This window comes from Paenibacillus sp. JJ1683 (assembly GCF_053006485.1).
Map to the genome: position 1 here is coordinate 2,949,918 of NZ_CM129820.1, position 17,188 is coordinate 2,967,105.

Annotated in this window: 13 protein-coding genes and 1 pseudogene; 1 reads left to right on the top strand and 13 read right to left on the bottom strand. The window is 42.3% G+C overall.

Features of this window, described 5'->3' with window-relative positions:
* Window positions 1-137: 137 nt before the first annotated feature.
* Genes ACUC6J_RS12465 through ACUC6J_RS12475 form a run of 3 tightly spaced genes read right to left on the bottom strand, consistent with a single transcriptional unit; the run spans window position 138 to window position 4,959 of the window.
* Window positions 138-1,796 carry an extracellular solute-binding protein gene (locus tag ACUC6J_RS12465; protein ID WP_318300490.1) on the bottom strand — a complete coding sequence of 553 codons (1,659 nt, stop codon included), beginning with the start codon at window positions 1,794-1,796 and terminating at the stop codon, window positions 138-140.
* A 47-nt stretch (window positions 1,797-1,843) separates the two neighbouring features.
* Window positions 1,844-3,250 (bottom strand): response regulator transcription factor, encoded by a 1,407-nt coding sequence (locus ACUC6J_RS12470; RefSeq protein WP_318300491.1) that lies wholly within the window; start codon window positions 3,248-3,250, stop codon window positions 1,844-1,846.
* A gap of 2 nt (window positions 3,251-3,252) precedes the next feature.
* A complete protein-coding gene (locus ACUC6J_RS12475; RefSeq protein ID WP_025364924.1) occupies window positions 3,253-4,959 on the bottom strand; it encodes a sensor histidine kinase in 1,707 nt (568 codons plus the stop codon).
* Window positions 4,960-5,710: 751 nt separating this feature from the next.
* Here ACUC6J_RS12475 and ACUC6J_RS12480 point away from each other — a divergent pair.
* The gene (locus ACUC6J_RS12480) at window positions 5,711-6,373 is read left to right on the top strand and encodes an ArsR/SmtB family transcription factor (protein WP_044785997.1); all 663 of its coding nucleotides are present in this window, start codon (window positions 5,711-5,713) and stop codon (window positions 6,371-6,373) included.
* Window positions 6,374-6,516: 143 nt separating this feature from the next.
* Here ACUC6J_RS12480 and ACUC6J_RS12485 read toward each other — a convergent pair whose 3' ends face one another.
* The 10 genes and pseudogenes from ACUC6J_RS12485 to ACUC6J_RS12530 all read right to left on the bottom strand — a co-directional run bounded on the left by ACUC6J_RS12485 (window position 6,517) and on the right by ACUC6J_RS12530 (window position 16,995).
* On the bottom strand, window positions 6,517-7,005 hold the full coding sequence (locus ACUC6J_RS12485) for an OsmC family protein (protein WP_447248914.1): 489 nt from the start codon (window positions 7,003-7,005) through the stop codon (window positions 6,517-6,519).
* Between the two features lie 146 nt (window positions 7,006-7,151).
* Complete coding sequence (locus ACUC6J_RS12490; protein ID WP_225164888.1) at window positions 7,152-7,412, bottom strand: hypothetical protein; 261 nt, start codon at window positions 7,410-7,412, stop codon at window positions 7,152-7,154.
* A 47-nt stretch (window positions 7,413-7,459) separates the two neighbouring features.
* On the bottom strand, window positions 7,460-7,786 hold the full coding sequence (locus ACUC6J_RS12495) for a thioredoxin family protein (protein WP_330721034.1): 327 nt from the start codon (window positions 7,784-7,786) through the stop codon (window positions 7,460-7,462).
* Between the two features lie 28 nt (window positions 7,787-7,814).
* Window positions 7,815-8,468: a metalloregulator ArsR/SmtB family transcription factor gene (locus tag ACUC6J_RS12500; protein ID WP_330721033.1), complete on the bottom strand. Its 654-nt coding sequence runs from the start codon at window positions 8,466-8,468 to the stop codon at window positions 7,815-7,817.
* Window positions 8,469-8,558: 90 nt separating this feature from the next.
* The gene (locus ACUC6J_RS12505; protein ID WP_447248915.1) at window positions 8,559-9,665 is read right to left on the bottom strand and encodes a flavin monoamine oxidase family protein; all 1,107 of its coding nucleotides are present in this window, start codon (window positions 9,663-9,665) and stop codon (window positions 8,559-8,561) included.
* 170 nt (window positions 9,666-9,835) lie between these two features.
* A complete protein-coding gene (trxA, locus tag ACUC6J_RS12510; protein ID WP_025364931.1) occupies window positions 9,836-10,153 on the bottom strand; it encodes a thioredoxin in 318 nt (105 codons plus the stop codon).
* 116 nt (window positions 10,154-10,269) lie between these two features.
* Entirely contained in the window at window positions 10,270-11,232 is a 963-nt protein-coding gene (locus tag ACUC6J_RS12515; RefSeq protein ID WP_016820854.1) for a zinc-binding dehydrogenase, read from the bottom strand.
* A gap of 440 nt (window positions 11,233-11,672) precedes the next feature.
* On the bottom strand, window positions 11,673-13,733 hold the full coding sequence (locus ACUC6J_RS12520) for a beta-galactosidase (RefSeq protein ID WP_447248916.1): 2,061 nt from the start codon (window positions 13,731-13,733) through the stop codon (window positions 11,673-11,675).
* A gap of 330 nt (window positions 13,734-14,063) precedes the next feature.
* A pseudogene (locus tag ACUC6J_RS12525) lies at window positions 14,064-15,152 on the bottom strand (NtaA/DmoA family FMN-dependent monooxygenase); the annotation flags it as partial.
* Between the two features lie 313 nt (window positions 15,153-15,465).
* Window positions 15,466-16,995 (bottom strand): choice-of-anchor Q domain-containing protein, encoded by a 1,530-nt coding sequence (locus tag ACUC6J_RS12530; protein ID WP_447248917.1) that lies wholly within the window; start codon window positions 16,993-16,995, stop codon window positions 15,466-15,468.
* Window positions 16,996-17,188: the final 193 nt, after the last annotated feature.

Below are 17,188 nucleotides of genomic sequence, written 5' to 3' on the forward strand. Positions count from 1 at the left end.
ACATCTGTCTATCCAAACTTACTAATCAAAGTGAAGAACAAAAAACCGGCAGATCCTGAAACAGAAATCTGTCGGCTTGATTAATGGAATTATAAAAGTGTCTTATAGAATTTATCGTATCACATTCATGATGGTCTTCAGCGATGATTATGGGGTACAGTCACCTCCACAGTCATTTGGTCGCCCCCTTGTTCCTTCCATTCCTCGACAAATTGATCAAATGAATCTATCGGTTCAGCGCCTAAAATAATTTTTAAAAATGTATCATGTTCCAGTTTTGATAGTTTACTCCACGCCTTCTCCATCGCTGGAGTTCGTATATAGGTAAGGCTTCGAACTTTATGAATGTTTGGATCAAAAAAATTTCTTCCACCTACAAGAAGCGAGTAACCCCGCATAAAGCTGTCGCTGTGTTTATTCCAATAGGAAATACCATATTGATCATAAGGCTTCAATTTGGTTTGTTTTATTGTCGAAACCAAGTGTTCCAGCAATTTGTATTCAGACTTGTCCTTGAAATCGGCGGGTGTTTTGGTTCCCATCAGAATGTCCTGCGCGGCCTTCGATTCATATCGTGCTTCATCTGCCGGAGCAAAGAAATTGCGGCCCAGCATAAAACGCGTACCGTACTTGAACTCATCACGAAGGTACAGATTGTTAATTTTAATAATCGCTTCGGGATGAGCATATCCTTTTCGTACCACCAAGAATGAACTTGACGGATTATCCACCTTCACATGGTATGCTCCGTTTGCATCCAGCGGGAGTGCGTATGCTTGCCAGTTCGCCTCCGGCTCGTTCTGCCAAGCGCTCGGAAGGGGCCAGTACCCAGCATAGAAACCTTGAAAGAACATCCCCGCCTGACCGTTAATAACTGTTTCTTCCGCTTCTTTACGGATACCCAGTTCTGGATCGAGAAGGCCTTTGGCGTACATTTCACGCAGTTTGACCAAGGCGTCCTTCGTTTCCGGTAGTATCGAACCGTATACAGGTTTTCCATCTTTGCTCAGCCAATATCCCGGGAAAGATCCATATGCTGCGAAGATTGGCGTTAGATCAAAAGAAAAAGCACTGTTGTTGAAATCGTTATACAGTCCAGTGCTTGAAGCAAGGCCAATCGTATCCCGCTTACTGTTTCCATCTGGGTCATTCTCCACAAAGGCCTTGGCGATAGCTTCCAGATCATCTACCGTTTTCGGCGGCTTCAGTCCAAGACGGTCCAGCCAATCCTGTCGAATCCAGAGCATGCTGAAGTCTTCCGCTGTCACAGAAGGAACAGCCATTATCTTACCAGCGAAGGTCACTTGTTCCATAGCCAATCCGTTTGTGCTATCGATAATTTTTTTTATTTCTGGTGATGCGCTATTATTGTATGCCTCGGTTAGATCTTCAATTTCTCCAGCCTTGACCATCTCGTTCAGCTGCAGCTGATTTACAATCATGGCATCCGGCAGATCATTGCTGGCGATAGCCAGATCGATTTTCTGACTCAGATTTTCCTTCGATACCTGCCATAATACCTGGATATCAATGTTAAGGTTTTGTTTAATCATCGTTTTCCATATATTCTTCTCAAGCGTTTCTCCTTCGGAGAGATCCGCGCCTGTTGGGTCTACCACATATCCCAGTCGGATGGAAACGGGATGTTCATATTTCCCCAATGGATCAGCAGCGGCAGTGTCCGAGATTGTTTTCGTTGGTCCCATTGGCGATTCACGGAAGTATGGCCTGCTGAAATATACGGTCACTGCAATTAAGCTGACGACAAGAACACATGCAGCCATCTTCTTAATCATCGCTTTCCCTTCTTTCGCCTGGTTTATTGGTCATCTGGGAAAGTACGCTATTTATCCCCTCTGCCAAGCTGTCGATATTCACTTGGCAACAGACCTGTCAATTCGCGAAAAATTCGGCTGAAATATTTTTCATCCGTATAACCCACTCGCTCCGCAATCCAGAAAATCGTGTTGTTTGTATTCAATAAATACTCTTTAGACTTCTCTATTCGTATAAATCGGGAGTACTCATTAAAGGTTTTCCCCATCAGATCCTTGAAGCATTGACTGAAATAGCTTCGGCTGATGTTCAGTTGCTGGGACAGACCAGAGGCTGTAAAAGCTTGGCTCAAATCATTTTGCATGATTATAATCGCTTTTTTCACGGCGTCTACAATTTCCTGTGAATACGAAGTCTGTTCATCTGACTTACGAATGCCCCCAGAGGTCTGCTTGATCCAATCTTCTACCTCGTACCAGGATTGAAAAGAATGGATCATTGAGATTCTACCCAGCGTAGTCTGGGCAAAAAGGTGATTCCATTCCATAACTATCGAGTATAGCAATCCCATCAGCTGGCCTTTATTCAGTCTTAGTGATTTGAGCTGTTCAATCATTTGGTTGTAATAACTGTCGTTGTGGGTCCATGGTGATAGGAACCAACTTTGCTTAATACGATCCATGTCTTCATCCTTCGGTTCTATTGGAAATGAGTCCTCCACATTCATCGAAACGGTAATAACAGGATCATAAGGGTTGTATGCATAGAATAACGACGTTTCTGTATAATTCATAATCCAGTTTTGGATTTGCGACCATGTTCGGCCTTGTACATCGGACATAACCAGCAAGGCGCCTTGGGGAACTTGATCTAGGGATTCCTTCAGTTTATGGAACAGCTGATCCTCTACGTCCATGGGTGCCGCCCACATCCAGCAGTTCCGTTCAACCTCCCATCGGATCTCGTCTACATTGAATGTCAGTTCAATCGGCCAGCTCTGTCCTGACTTGCGATCCAGTGATACAAGTGCATACACATGGCGATAATGGACATTGGTCTCACTTAGCAGTGGCAGCTTTGGTCTTGTATTCGCCAGTTCGTCAATCCGGGTATGTATTCGATGCAGCACATGTTCGAATTGCTCCTTCTCGAGCTGAACTTTGGCTATATAGTCGATGGCCCCAAGCCTGAGCGCTTCCTGGATATAATCGAAATCTTGATGCAGTGTTAATACGACAATATGTAGTTCTGGATAGAGCAGCCTTGCAGCTCGCATCAGTTCAATACCTGACATCACCGGCATCGCGAGATCCGTCAACATCAGATCGACCGGTTGGGATTTTAGAAAATCCAGTGCTTTCAACCCGTTACTTGCTTCTCCTACAACCTCCATATTGAACTCGTTCCACGGCATCGCGGAGCTTATTCCTTTTCGTACTAATTTATCGTCATCCACTATCAATACCTTAATCATCCTCAGACATCTTCTCCTTTGATCGGAAGTATGAGCAGTATACTTGTCCCTGTACCCAATTCACTTTCGATCACCAGTTGTGCTTGATCTCCGTACTGTGCCCTCAACATGCGGTGGACATAATTGAGTCCGATGCCCATCCCTACTTTTTTATGTTCAGTTATACGATTGTTCAGAAGTCTTTGAATCGCTTCCTCGGTCATGCCTGCTCCATTATCCTGTATTAAAATATTCAGCCTTTTGGCAAGTGTAACTTCAATTTGAATAAAACCTTCGTCACTCAGTCCATGATAAAGTGAATTTTCAACCAACGGTTGCAAAATAAAACGAGGCACAGGTATTTTAAGCACTTGATCATCCGCTGAAATACGTACGTCAAATTCAAAGTCATATCGAATTTGCTGCAGGATTAGATACTGTCTTAGCGCATCAATTTCCTCTTCCATCGTGGATACTTGCCCTAATTTACCCAAGTTGTAATACAACAGCTTGTTCAAGGATTGCACCAACTTGTCAATCTCCCCTTGTCCGTTCATGACGGCCAGCCAGTGTACAGTATCCAGCGTATTCATCAGAAAGTGAGGATTGATCTGATATAACAATTTTTCCACTTCCAAATCTGCACGAATCTTCTCTTTCTGCTGCACTTCCTTGAACAGGTCGCCGATTTGATGCTGCATATTTGAGAATTCCCCCAACAGAAAGTCAAACTCAGGAATTTGAGTGCGGGTCTGGCTGCCTGCCTTTTGTGGATTCTGAGACATTCCGTTAATTTCCGAATGGAAAAGACCGAGTGGTTTGTAGACCATCTTCCACAGAAGCCAAGCAAGGAATACGGTAAAGCCGAGAAAAAATAAAGCGACCAGTAATATTTGAAGCAACCACTGGTTTTTCTCCTGTTGATACTTAGCCTGCGAAATTACCGATATGACGCTCCAATTCTGAGCGGAGTCCTCCTTAAACCAATGGTAATCACGGGCTATTCCATCTTTTGCAGCACTTTTTGATAAGCTGGAGAAATTCTCCCCGACTTTCATCACTTCTGGAATTTCACTGTACACAATTTTGCCCTCACCATTCAGGATCAAATGCGATAAAGCTCCTTGGTATTGATTGTAACCCAGTATATCCTGTGTAAGACGAAAGCCGGATTCGACGTAAATATATACATCGTCCCTTTGAGGCAGCTGTACCTTTCGCATAGCAGATAAAACAAGCTGATCATCAAATCGGTTCATACTCATATGGGGACCATAGTACGCAATGCCATATGATTTGGTAAGCACAGGCAAAGACTCAGGAGAAAAACGATCTTTGATGGGAAAGTTAGCGAACTGTGTAGTGCCTTCTTTCTGGAAATAGTACAAGGTTAGACCTATATTCGGATTAGTAAACGTTACGACATTTAACTCATTCTTTAATTCATCTCTAGCCTCAACCAATTCAAATATATTGGAGGAAGGCTTCAAAACTTCATCCAGTTTTTTGCCTAATGTACCACTATATGATAATTGCTGAGTAACATGATTCAGGTTGGTAATTGAATTTTCCAGTGATGAAGTTACCTGCTGTAGATTGCTCCTAATTCCATCATTGATTTTATTCGCAAAAATGGAATCAATGGTATAATAAGAAATTGTAAATATACTGATAAAGGGAATAAACGCGCTGAGAAAAAACAATAAAAAGATTCTTTTTTTAAGTGTCATTTCGACCATTCTCCTTAGGTAAATAAAACAGCAAGCCCCTGATTATGGAGCTTGCTGTTTATTGAACAACAGCTCTATCGATTATCGTATTCCTGATAGGCAACAACCCATTAAAAAAACAGGTAACATCATCATCTGATTCAGACTGAGAAAAGTCAGGATTCTTCCCTCTCGGTGAGGTGAAGTCTGCTCATAATTATAGATTGATATTCCAATATGTCAAACGCTTACATGGAATTTATTTTCCCTTCCTCTTTACATACATCGACTTGCCGTTTTTTAATTGCTGATTGTAGTCATTCCGTTCATCACGTACCCCAAAAAAGCGACATCGTTCAAAATTCTAACCAAGGTTTTTTCTTGTCTTTACGTGTTTTCTTCTGTTTCCGCTACCAAGCAAAGTCTTCAGCCAGTCCCAATGCCAACCACTTTTAACAGCACATCCACAAACCTCACCACTCTACCTGTTCACGTTTTGCGTCACAAACTCTTTGAATGGGTGAAACGCTGCGTCACTGTACATTTGTGTCCCATCCTCATATTATCCATTAGTTCAGAGGCCCTTGACTTCGTCTCTTCACATGTTAAAATTCTATTCATCAATTGATGTAGTGCCCTATTATGAGGAGAATGCTGGATTCAAAGGGTTTTTCAGTGTATAAATAAGTATTTTTGATTTGCCATATTGGTCAAAATATAAAGTGTAGAATCCTTAACATATGTCACCAAGTTGAAATGAGGTTATAAATGAATGGAAGATATGCTAAAGTGCGCAAAGCTTTTCAAAGAAGATCTATATAAGCAACTGGCTAGAATTGGTAAGTGTCTATCAAGTGACAAACGTCTTGAAATCTTGAATGTACTATCACAAAGTCCCAGAACAGTGGAGAAATTAGCCGCATGTACGGATATGAATATAGCTAATGTTTCTCGTCATCTACAGGTGTTACTGGACGCTAAGCTTGTTAAGTTTACAAAGAAAGGAACTTACGCCATATACTCGCTAGCAGACCCGGAGATCATTGACTTTCTCTCTTCACTGTGGAAGATTAGTGAGAAACAAATTCCTGATATCGGGAAAATGAAAGATGACTTCTTAAACAACTTGAATGACATTCATACCCTATCCATGGATGAAGTAAAGAAAAAACTAGATGAAAACTCCATTATCTTAGTTGACTTGCGTCCCAAAGAAGAGTTTGAAACAGGACATATTCAAGGAGCCATTTCAATGCCTATGGAAGACCTGGACGTATTAATGGGAGAGTTACCAGAGGAAGCTGAAGTGGTCGCTTATTGTAGAGGGCCATTTTGCGTTTATTCGGCACTTGCTACGCAAAAATTGCAAGTTGAGGGATTTAAGGCGTATCGTATGGAAGACGGATTGAATGAGTGGCAGGAACATTTTCACTAACAGTAACCAATCTAAGCATCAAATAAAAAAGACTTCGAAGCCCACATATTTGTGACTTTGAAGTCTTTTTGTGAATAATGCAAGCCTGCACATTATGCACTTCATTAGATTGAAAAATACGACTTAAAAATTGGCGCTTAAACTTACCATTCTAATCCATGTTCTGCAATATAGCTACTTGTAAGATCCTCTCCAGAATCAATGGTTACTTTTCCTTGAGTTCCTACGGAGACGCCGGCCTTTATTAGTAATTGACCAATATGGCAATTTTCTTCTGCTTTTTGTATAGAATCTTCTGTCATGCTTACGTCTTCATGCGTTGCTCCTGGATTCAGAACAACATGCGGGCGGTGGGTAATACTTAACTGATCACCTTGAGTTATGTTACCTTCTGTATCCATAAAGAATCCAGTCACAGGAAGTTTATTTTTATCTAACATATATGCTAAGGTCATCGTGTAACAAGCCACCGCAGAAGAGATAAGAAGTTGTTGTGGTTCAGCCCCTTTACCACTTCCCCCTTTGGGGACTGGAATTGCAATTTGAGTTTGGAGATTGTCACTTTTAATGCGTCCATCGCCCTTTGCATCTTTGTACCAAACCGTATTCATGTTAATTATCCTTTCTGCCATATTAACATCCCCTTTTAGGTATTGTAAGTCCAAAACTTATAGTTTGCTCTATTTAACGAAAGAAACCGACATTACAGCTGTGCTCTGTCGGTTTCTTTCCTGATTTTAAACCTAATTAAAATAGTCAGAGTGTGCTAAATCAATTTCTAGAATGTGCTATAAATCCGGATTTCTGGCTCAGCTTGAAGCAGGTCTTTGAGTCCAACAACAACATCATTATTAAATAGATCACTTTCGAGATAAGCCTTGGCATCGCTTTCACTGTTAAAGCCATGCAAAACTTGGACATCCTCATCACGTACAAGCAATTCTTTAGAAACCGCACCGGGAATACCAGAGAGGAAAGGCTCTTTATAAGTTGTATAAACCTTTGCAGCTGCCTCACGTTCTGGTGCATTAATTTTCAATGTAATTTGAAGATATGCTTTTGCATTGTTTGTTTTTCATCGAAAAATTAAACTTCATCGGACAATAACTGTAATTGTTTTTTTAATTGTTCAAATTGAACAAAACGCCCTTCGCGTAGATATTCTCTCCCATCAAGAAAAACCAAGATTGTCGGTACAGAAAAAATTAAAAATCTTCCTGTGATTTCCTCCACTTGACTAGCATTAACACGAGCAAGAGCCAATTTAGGATATAGTTTAAGCATTGTTTTGAGCTTGGGGTAAATGGCATGGCATACGTTACAATCTTCTTGGGATACGTATAACATACTCAAAGGATTAATTTCGATAAAGGAATCTATTTCTTCTATTGATGTCAGTTCCACTACATTCATAATAAAACTGCTCCTCTCTTAAAGATACCTATGGCTCCTCACACACATTCCAATCATGAACTCCTTCTTCAATTCGATAAGCCATATACCCTTGCTTCAGCATATAATCAACCGCTTGAGATGCCAGCGAACAGTATGGGCCTCTACAATATGCGGCAAGTTCTATAGTACTTTTATCAACTGTCTTCAGGTAATTCTCAAGTTGGTCTAATGGTATTGAAATGGCATCTGGAATATGAGAAGCATCATATTCATCTGTGGGACGAATATCTAGAAGAATAACAGTCTTTTTTTTCATTTTTTCTAACAAATCATGTTTGGTTATGGTTTGAACCTCTGGATATTGTAATTCCAACTCAGTTTTAATCTGCTTTATACCAGATAGTCGATCTTCACATATTCTCCACAAAGAAGATAGAAATTCAATTACTAAAGGGTTACCGATACTGTATATGACGTATGTCCCTTTTTTGCAGCACTTGACCAATTTAGCATCCAGTAAGATTTGTAGATGACGAGAGACATTTGCAACGTTCATACCCGTTTGTGTTGCTAAACCTTCAACTGATTTTGGACCATTGGACAAAATGTCCATGATCTCTAAGCGCTTGTCACTCGATAAACATTTCCCGATTCGAGAAAATTGTTGATATAATCGATCTTTTATATCTATTTCTTTCATTTTGAAGCCCCCAAACTTTATCTGAAACACTTCATATTCAATAGCATGTTAAGTTAGCGAAGCATGACCGTTTTTTTACAACTATCTGTACTATGCTTCATCATATCGTTCTAAAAATCTTGCTACGATTCGATCAGCTGATTGAATCGCCCCTTCCAAATGTCCTCCCTGTTGATCAGCCGTCTCAGTGCCCGTAAAAAATATGCCCTCTCCCCAAGGATCTCCGTAAACAGGGCCATAATTTGGATAGTCACGAAGTGGTTCGGCGTCTTCCTCAACAGCTGTATCGGTGTCGCTTGACCAATCTTTAAATAGTAATGTATTTACTTTCTCGGCAGCAGGCCCATAAAGTCTAGCCAATTGTTCCAACACAAGCTGCATGAGTTTATCTTCGCCCAAAATCTTCCGCTTTTTTGCCTGTAAACCAAAAAAGCCAAATAGCGCACCTGTTCCTGTACCTGGTGAAGCATCATGAATTTCTTGTAAAGGGCCCACCCAACTTGATGCAAAACCGGAGAGTCCAGCTTCACGCCAAAATGGTCGGTCGTAAATGGCAATCACTTTAGCTTGACCAGCCATCCATGTTGGTTTATCAATTAAAAAAGACTTCAGTTCATAAGGAAGTTCTGGCTCGAATTTAATATTTTTTTCAACCAGCCGTGGTGGAATAGCGATAATCACTGCAGTTGTGTAAAATTGTTTTCCATTGGCTTCTAAGGAGATTGTACCGTCTTCTTCTTGATGAATCGAAGTTACACGTGTATTGAGCTGGATTGCTCCTGACGGCAAAGTAGCACTAAGCGCCTCAATCAGAGACTGTACTCCACCAACAAATCTTAGCGAGGGCTCCATTGCCCCCTCTGGCAAAAGATGCTGTTGTGGTGTTTCATGTTGGGAGCGTTCTAGGAGCATTCGTCCTTCGTTAAATTGATTAAAAGTCTCCAAACCCAGTTCTTTCGTGAGCTGAGTAATAATTTTCTCAGAGCGTGGCCAGAACCATGTGGGTCCAAGATCGAATTTTCCGAGTTCAGGATTGTCTAAAACCTCTAAAGTCAAAACTCTACCACCAATACGATCTCTCGATTCTAAAACAATGCATTCTATACCGTGAGCGGTGAGTAACGATGCTGCGCGAAGTCCACTCAAACCTGCACCAACGATGATTACCGGAGCATTTTTTTTAACTTGGTTTCTCATTGTTTCTCTCCTTCTCCATGTTTCAGCAGGGAGTCACATATGTTAAAAGATTATCTTCTTTATATGATGATATTGAGTCACTCTCAAATTGTATCCGCTACGTTGAAAGGGGCGCTCTAAGAGCAAAAAATCGACAACATTATTTCATTATAATGTTGTCGATTTTCATATCAATTAGCCAATTTAAGAATTTTGTCCTTAAGAACATTTTTTTGATTCACACCAACCATGGTATCAACGAGCTTACCATCTTTAAACAGCAACAAAGTTGGAATACTTCGAATGCCAAATTGTGAAGCTAATTCGGTTTCTTCGTCGACATTAACTTTTGCCAACGTCGCCTGTCCTTTCAGTTCATCAGCTAATTCTTCCACAATAGGAAGCTGAATTTTACAAGGCCCACACCATGGAGCCCAAAAGTCTACCAAGGTCACACCGGACTGGATTTGATTTGAAAACGTATTTTTTGTCAATGCAGTTGCTCCCATTAGAAATACCTCCAATAAATATAATTTTCATCAATCATATATTATTCAATTGATTGATTGAATTATAAAACTGAAGTCTATATCTGTCAAGAATGAAGAGATTTGCGAAGGATTTATCATTTGGTCATGCTCAACACGGCACGGAATCGTGTCTTAGCCGACATCATTTTTTCATATGCTTCACTAGCTTGTTCCAACGGGAAAACTTCGATCATAGGTCGTACATCGGTCAGTACACTAAATCGAACTGCCGCATCAATTTCCTTCGATCGTCCTGTAAACGAACCCCGAACAGTATGGGGGCCCTTCAGAAAGTCCATGGCAGACAGTTCTAAACGTTCACCAGAACCGGCTACAATAATGAGCTCTCCATCTTTTCCTAACCCATCAATTAATGTGGAAATGACTTTTGCATTTGGTGCTGTAGCAAGAATAACTTTTGCTCCCCCTAGCGCTTGTAAAGCTTTAGCAGGATCTTCTTTTTCGGAATCAATATAATAATGTGCCCCAAGTTCCCGAGCAAGCTTCTCTTTATCACTACCACGAGATACTGCTATGGTCTGATACCCAGCTTTTTTTGCGTATTGTACAGCCAAGTGACCAAGTCCACCAATTCCGGAAATCGCAACGAGGTCCCCTGGTCGGGCTGAGCTATTTCGCAGTGCACTAAATGTAGTTTCTCCTGCGCACATCAAAGGAGCTGCTTCTTCAGAAGACACTTCATTAGGTATGTGGGTCAGACTATCTTCAAATGCTACCATGTATTCAGCATAGCCTCCATCCATAGTCAGGCCGGTAACATGATCATGTCCTCCATGCCATCCAATACCTACTCGTTGTCCGATTTCCCATCTGGTAGATCCAGATCCTAACTCCGTCACGATTCCGATCACTTCATGGCCTGGTATCCGCGGATATTCTGGGGAAGCACCACCAATGGCCATGGAATCACCGTTACATACGCCGCACGCTTCTATACGGAGAAGTACTTGCCCTTCTTCAGGTACAGGAATAGGAATTTCAACTAATTTCATGGATTCGCCTTTAGCAGGAACTTGTATCGCTCTCATCATAGTCATAAGATTGACCTCCTTAGATTCTGTTATAGAACTTTCTTAGTATATGATATAGTTTAATATTACTCAATTGTTTAATTGAATAATAAAATTATTTTGGTTGCATTCCGCTTATTTTTTGGGCAAAGCTGGTATAATATAAGGAACAAGATCCTGTCCTCAATATGGTTTAATAACTTTTTCCGTTGAAACAAAAAAGACGCTAAATAGCGCCTTTTCCTTGCAATAATATATGTGTAATTATTAATATATTATGAAAATGACAAAGTAAAAAGCTACAGTGCTGAAAAAATACGTACTGTTAGACCACCCGAATATCCCTCTAATGTTGCAGTCAAATCTGCATGATTCACTGTTGGCTTCCATTCCCCCTTCACACTCTGGTTAACAATATGTATATGGCACTTCTCACCTCCTGATGATTTGTGGCGTGAACACGCCTATTAAACGAATAACTCTAAAATGATGACTCCATAAGGCGGCATACTAACCTCGCCTTCTATCCATGTACCAGTCAAAAGATCTTTACTCGACTTCTTCATCGTGATGATGACCGATTCACCCGAGTAATTCAGCAAAAAGAGATAAGAGGTTCCGTTTGAAGCTCGAATCCCCACTTCAACTTCACTCGGTACATCTAACCAGTCAGTAACCGGGGAAGTTAAGCCCAATTCATCTATAAGGGAATCAACTACCGGTTCGCTATAGGCAGCACCATAATACCATGCTTTTCCAAGACCGACTATGCGTCTTGTTAATGCAGGCTCACCTTTATAATATTCAGTTGAGTACGTTGCTACAATGTCCACTTCGGTTTTCTTTACGCTGAGAATTTCATTAAAACCAACGGCCTTTGTACCTAAAGGTAACCGGCTGTCCTCCCAATGCAATTCTGCTGGAAGAACGCTACCCTTGATTAAAGTGAAATCTTCAACATTTATTCCGCAAAGCTCAGCCACAGGTCCTGGGAATGGTCGCATATAGCATTGTCCGCTCGTGTTCTTATAGCCGGTACGCGCGCCAAAGAATATGGTCCCGCCTTGTTCAACATATTTTGTGAGAAGGTCAGCTGTTTCATCAGTCATGATTGCTGGATGTGGATACACAATTACCTTATACTTGGTCAAATCCTCCATGATGGTCTCCTTGCGGAGTGTAATAAGATCCGCTGGAATATGACGGTATTGAAGCTGTTTATACCAAGATCGCTGACTCTGCCACTGAAGAGGTCCATGCCATTTGTCAAACTCTCCATCCCAGATATTATCATAATCCTGCATGATGGCGATTTCGGCTTGGTATGTTGTACCCGCGATCAAGGAGCCGATCTTGGCAAATTCCTCACCGACTTGAGCTACTTCACGCACTCTGCGATTTGGTTGATTGTGATAGTCGTTAATTCCATGCCAATAAATTTCGGTGCCCATTGTCGCTGTCCGCCAACGAAAGTAGACCAGTAAATCGGTTCCGTGCAATACCGACTGATACGACCACAGCCGGATTTGTCCCGGTCTAGGCGAACCCATCTCAATCCGATCAACCCATCCCCCCGGCCCAGCCTGCTGCTCCATGATGCAGAAATTCGACGAAATAGATCGGACGTTAGACAAGTTCATACTCCATGCACGGTCTGCAAGCGGGTCTTCGTCACCCCCAGGAAATATCGTCGAAAATTGAGGATAGGAATCGTATGAAAAGAAATCTAGAAGCTTATCCGTTAACTCGTGACTATCCAGATGTCCAAAAGTTCCGTTAGTAGTGATCCAATGGTGTGGCGCAAGTTTCCGAATGATTTCCGCTTGAATCTTAGCAAAAGAAATCGCATTTGCAGATATAAAACGTTTCTCGTCCAACGCAAGATGTGGATTAGGTGAACTGTTGACCATCGTCCGTGTTAGATATATCTGTTCCCAATCGGTATAAGTCTGGCTCCAAAATATTGTCCCCCATGCCTTATTCAAATTGTCGAGTGAGCCATACCGTCCCTTTAACCACTCCCTGAACGCAATATGGTCTGCTTTGGAATAAAACACATTCATCTCGCAGTTCAGTTCATTATCAATCTGCCAACCAATGACTGCGGGGTGATCTTTGTAAGCTTCAACCATATTCCTCACGATGATTGAGCAGAAATCTCTGTACTTCTCACTACTGTAGTTGTAGTGCCGCCGCATACCGTGTCTATATAACACGCCATCCATGTTTGCGTTCAATACCTCAGGATACTTGTGTGTTAACCAAGCTGGCGGCGTGGCAGTCGGTGTCCCTAAAATAACCTTTAATCCATATTTATGTGCCAAGTCCATTACCCTGTGAAAAAAACTGAAATCAAATCGGCCTTCTTCAGGCTCAAGCATCGCCCAGGAGAATTCTGCCATGCGAATAACCGATATGTTCATCTCCCGCATTCGACGGAAGTCATCTGCCCATAACTTCTCCGGCCAATGCTCTGGATAATAACAAACGCCTAGTGTCAATTCATCCATTTGGATTGATTTCCTCATTTAATCTACCTCCTCTTATTTCTTCATTTAACTAACAATTGTTTTTTTTGGTTGCTCTTGAATGCGCATATCTTTAGTCTGCACTGAAACTTGGTATTGGTCCTCCTTTTTTTCGATAGGCTAAATTCTCTTCAAAAACTAGTTTAACAGCCTCTAATTTTAATTTCTCCAAATAGTTTTGATCGATTCCCAGTTTTCTCTACAAAAAATCCCTCTCCGGCAATAGACACAAATTTTGACCTCGATTTGATCAAGAGTTTGTACCGTTAAAACAAAAAAAGCCACAAAATAGCGACTTTTAATGTTCTCGTTCCTCGATAGTATTAGAGGTTAAATAGCTAAATGTGCCCTCAGTGTAGAACCTGCGTATTCGCTTCTGAACAAACCTCTTTCAACCAACTGCGGCATCAGTTTTTCAAAGAATATTTTCATAGATTCTTCTGAACCGCCCGGAAGAGCTATAAATCCGTCAATCGCCCCAGCCTCAAACCGCTGAATAATCTCGTTCAATACGTCATCAACCGTTCCAACGGAGACCCAATGTGCAGAACCAACGACCTCAGGTCTTGCCAATACCTCTTCCACTGTAGGCTCATACTTCGTAATATACCGGCGCAAAAGCTCAGCATGTGTCCGGCTGCGGACTGGCTGATTTGGATCGGGAAGCATATCGGCAGTTACGCAATGATCCAACTCAAAGCTGCTTAAATCAAGGCCAAGTACTGACTTGAGCGATGCATGTCTGCGCTCCACACTCAAATGAGCATGTGCAGACTTATGCAATTCATGCGCTTCCTCGCGAGTTTCAGCCAAGAAAAAATACAATCCTGGCAAAACTTTGATGGCGTTCGGATCGCGTCCATGTTCCTTGGCTCTTCTTCTCAGATCGGTTCGTAATTCCACGCCGGACTCAAGATCTGGCATCGCCGCAAAGATAGCATCCGCTATTGAAGAGGCAAAATTTCGCCCTGTATCTGACGCGCCTGCTTGAAATAAAGGAATGGACCCCGATGTATGGGCAGGCAAAGTAAGCGGCCCCCGGACACTGAAAAAATCACCTGAATGATGGATTGAAGTAACCTTATCCTTATCAGAAAAAATGCCTGACTCCCGATCAATCACAATTGCTTCGTTCGGGAAACTTTCCCAGAGCTTGCGAACGACGTCAGTAAATTCCATGGCTTTCGCATATCTTTCTTGCGGTGAAGGTATAGGCGAATCACCGAAATTTTCTGCCCCTTCAATCGAAGTCACGATATTCCAGCCAGCACGTCCGTTGCTGAGCCAGTGTAACGACTGAAGCTGCCTTGCGACAACATACGGCGGATTGAACGTAGTGGAAATTGTTGTCACTAATCCAATTCGCTCGGTTTCACGAGCAATCGCCGCAAACATCATTGTAGGGTCAGGACTACCAAAAATACTATCAACCTTTCTCTATAGAAAAATAATGTTGCGCCTAGGAAATGTTCCGATCAGTGTATGCTCAAGTAGGCAAAGCCAACCGAGTTAACATCCAGGACGAATGCCCCTCCATAGCAACAAGCGCTCGGTGATCATAAAGTGACCTTTCAATTAATCAATAATGATTCTCATTATCAATTATAGTGTATCAAGAACTACAAAAATTGCAAATACACAAATTATGAATGCTATATGTATAAAGACAAAAGCCCTCGAATCTAGAGGGCTTTTGGGATAAATCAGCTATTCATTTTAGTCTAGTTTTGTTTCACTCATCTGCACCGATATTCACGGCCTTCCCTTTCACGCGGGGCTCCCCGTCGATATCCTCGGTTCCGATGATGGTGTTATCCGTTGATCCTGAATCGATCGCTGGTGACGAGGGCTGCAAATGGAAGTCGCCATTCGTGACATTCACGAATTTAGGATCGACAAACAGAGAATGCGCATCGTTACCCGTTCCCGATTTGTACGTGGCGAATCCCGTATATTCTTTATCTTTCCAGGTCCAGTTGGCTCCCGAACTGCCACCAGGTGCAAAATATAAATTATAATCAACAACATTGCCGGAATTTTGGGTATATCCATTGTAGATCAACACATCAGTCGAACTCGCTACGAAATTATTGTTCTTAATCACGTTGTTTCGTGTATCATACTGAACTAAAAGCTGGCCGCTTCCATCGTCCAATGTATCGTTCTTGTACAGCGTATTGTTCACGATCTTGCTGTTTACCGTTGAGCCACGTTCGTCATCATAGCCGCCCATAGCAATGCCGGTCAATCGGTTGTTATATATCACGTTACTGCGGACCGTAATATTACTGGTGGCTTTGCCGGCATGCTCGGAGGCTATTTCGACACCGATGTCATTGTTATAGCTGTAGTTCTGCTCAATAATGTTGTCCTTGCCCCCATCTACATAAATGCCGCCGGCCGAGTTGTCATCGCTCTTGTAGGATGGGTTATTTCGAACCGAATTATTGTACACTCGGTTGCCCTTTACCAACCCGTTTCGCACTTGATCGTAAGCAGTATTCGGTGCGGTTCCTTCAAAGCCGATCAGATCGATTCCTATGTTGTCGTTATCGTGAATGAGGTTGCTGGTCACTGCAAAGCCGTTCACATTACCGTTTAAAACAAGCGATTCGCTGGAGCCGAGCACGAGATTGTATAGTTCATTGCCGCTGATTGTAAGGTTGTGAATCGATGCAGGAGCTTTCGTGCCATAAACAGCGATGCCGTGAGCGTCCCGTCCCAGCCGGTCCTTTCCGGTTGGGGTGGCCGTGTTTTTGATGTCGTGGATTTTGTTATCGGACAGATTGATGAAGTTCCCTGCACCGTAAACGTAAATGCCTGTAGGCACTGCGTTCTTGGAAGCTGTGGTAAAATTGCGGATTTCAAACCCCTGGATGGTAACGTAATCGACATCGGCCAATTCGATTAACCCCTCGTTCCCGCTGACCGATAGGCCTGTTCCGTCAACAATGGCGGTTTCGTTGCCATAGCTTGCGAACACGGTGGGGCCTTGCGAGGCGGAGCCAGAGCGGGTGACTTTCAGTTTCTCCTTGTAAACACCGCCTCGGACATAGACCTTGCTGCCTGGAGAGACTGTGTCAGCCGCATGCTGGAGCGTTTTCCACGGCGCGTCGCTTGTTCCCACGTTGGAATCGCTACCAATTGTCGACACATAATATTCGGTACCAGCGGCAGAGGCGGCAGGAGTCTGTAGATTACCGATTGCAAGGCCCAACCCCAAGCTTAAACCTACAAGCAAAAATTTACCGAGTTTCTTCAAGAATTTTCAACTCCCATCCTAATTTAGCTTTCGTCAAATTAACGTTATCATCAGTTTACGGCTTCTTGCAAGCGAAGAACGTCCTCTACCGTCCGTCGGTAAGCTTTCCGTAAAAGGGCCGACAGTACCCCACACGCATTGGTGAATTGCAGTAATTTTTCGCTTTGACAAAGAAAACCTAATAAAACACCCC